The sequence below is a fragment of the Rhizobium sp. BK377 genome, assembly GCF_014193935.1.
In the GTDB taxonomy this organism is placed as follows: domain Bacteria; phylum Pseudomonadota; class Alphaproteobacteria; order Rhizobiales; family Rhizobiaceae; genus Rhizobium.
Map to the genome: position 1 here is coordinate 1 of NZ_JACIAC010000019.1, position 1,750 is coordinate 1,750.

Below are 1,750 nucleotides of genomic sequence, written 5' to 3' on the forward strand. Positions count from 1 at the left end.
TGTAGGGGCTATTTAGTAATGCGACAGTTGGGCCAGTTAGAGATGCGACACTCTCGCCTCTCGACGCGCTAGTCAACGTCAACGTTGGGAGCAAGGATGACGACCCGCAGCCTGGTGGAGACCATGAGCGTTTGGAGTCGTGATGTCCTGTTTGATCACCATGTCGCAGAAAGAATTGCATCGCCTCGAAGTCATTCAAAAGATCAATGATCGACGCCTAAGCGTTGTCCAGGCAGCGGAGCTGCTCGACCTCAGTCGAAGCCAGGTGCACAGGCTTCTGCAAGCTTATGACCGGGCCGGTGCGGCCGGTCTGGTTTCGAAGAAGAGATCGCGGCCAAGCAATCGGCGCCACAGCGAAGATTTTCGCAATGCGGCGCTGGATCTGATCCGCGAACGCTATCTGGATTTTGGCCCGACGCTGGCTCGCGAGAAGCTGATTGAACTGCATCACATCTCGGTAGCCAAGGAGACGCTGCGCCAATGGATGACCGAGGCCGGCATCTGGATATCGCGACGCGAGCGCAAGCAGCGTGTCTTCCAGCCGCGCGGCCGGCGCGATTGTTTCGGTGAACTGGTTCAGATCGATGGATCGCATCACTGGTGGTTCGAGAGCCGCGGTCCCAAATGCGCACTGCTGGTCTACATCGATGACGCCACCGGCAAACTATTGCATCTGCGGTTCGCCGGATCGGAGAACACCTTCGATTACCTCCATGCGACGAAGGCCTATCTGCAGCAATGGGGCAAACCTCTGGCATTTTACAGCGACAAGCACGGTGTCTTTCGTTCGACCCATGCCTCGGAGAAAGACCGGACAAGCGGTCTGACGCAGTTCGGCCGGGCTCTTTATGAACTCAACATCGACATCATCTGCGCCAATACCCCGCAGGCCAAGGGACGCGTGGAACGGGCCAACCAGACGCTGCAGGATCGTCTGGTCAAGGAACTGCGGCTGCGCGGCATCGACACGATCGACGCAGCCAACGCCTATGCGCCGGCGTTCATGGCGGACTTCAATGCCCGGTTCGGCAAGCCGCCGCGCAATCCGAAGGACATGCACCGCCCCCTCGCCGCACATGAGAATCTCGATGGCGCCATGTGCCGGAAGGAAGTCCGCACGCTGTCGCAGTCCCTGACGCTACGCTACGACAAGGTCTTGTTCATTCTCGATCCGACGGAGCAGGCCAAGGCGCTGGCGGGAAAGAAGGTTGTCGTTTGCGACTATCCGGACGGTCGCCTCGAGATCATGCACGAGAGCTTCGTCCTGCCCTACAGAACCTTCGACACTTTGCGGTCGGTCCATCGCTCGGAGGTCGTCGAGAACAAGCGCCTAGACGACATGCTTTCGATCGTCGCCGAGATGCAGGCCGGACGTGAACAGCAGCGCAGCAAGAGCGGGCCGCGTCGAACCGGCCAGACGGACCATATGTTTGGCATTCGCGATGGCAGCCAGAGCAACGGCTACCAAAAGCGTGGCCGCAAGCCCGGCCGGCGGACGGACTTCATGAATGATCCTGAGGTCATTGCCAAAAGGCAGCAGGCGCTGGCGCGCATGGAGGCAGCGGAATGAACCGCTGGCACTCATAGTCTCAAAGCTAAAGCCGAAGGGGTGTCCTTCACCCGCCCCCGCTCCTCCCTCGCAACCCGGCCCAGCCGGTCGGATCGGGGGCTGCCGTCAGCGCCAGCGGAGATGCTGAGTGTCGCATTTCTAACTGGCTGGCGACGTCGCGCATCTAACCAGCTTTGACAA

General features: G+C 60.0%; 1 protein-coding gene. It reads left to right on the top strand.

The features are described from left to right. Positions 1-142: 142 nt before the first annotated feature. The gene (locus FHT92_RS29050; RefSeq protein ID WP_183831645.1) at positions 143-1,570 is read left to right on the top strand and encodes an ISNCY family transposase; all 1,428 of its coding nucleotides are present in this window, start codon (positions 143-145) and stop codon (positions 1,568-1,570) included. The last annotated feature ends 180 nt before the right edge of the window (positions 1,571-1,750 follow it).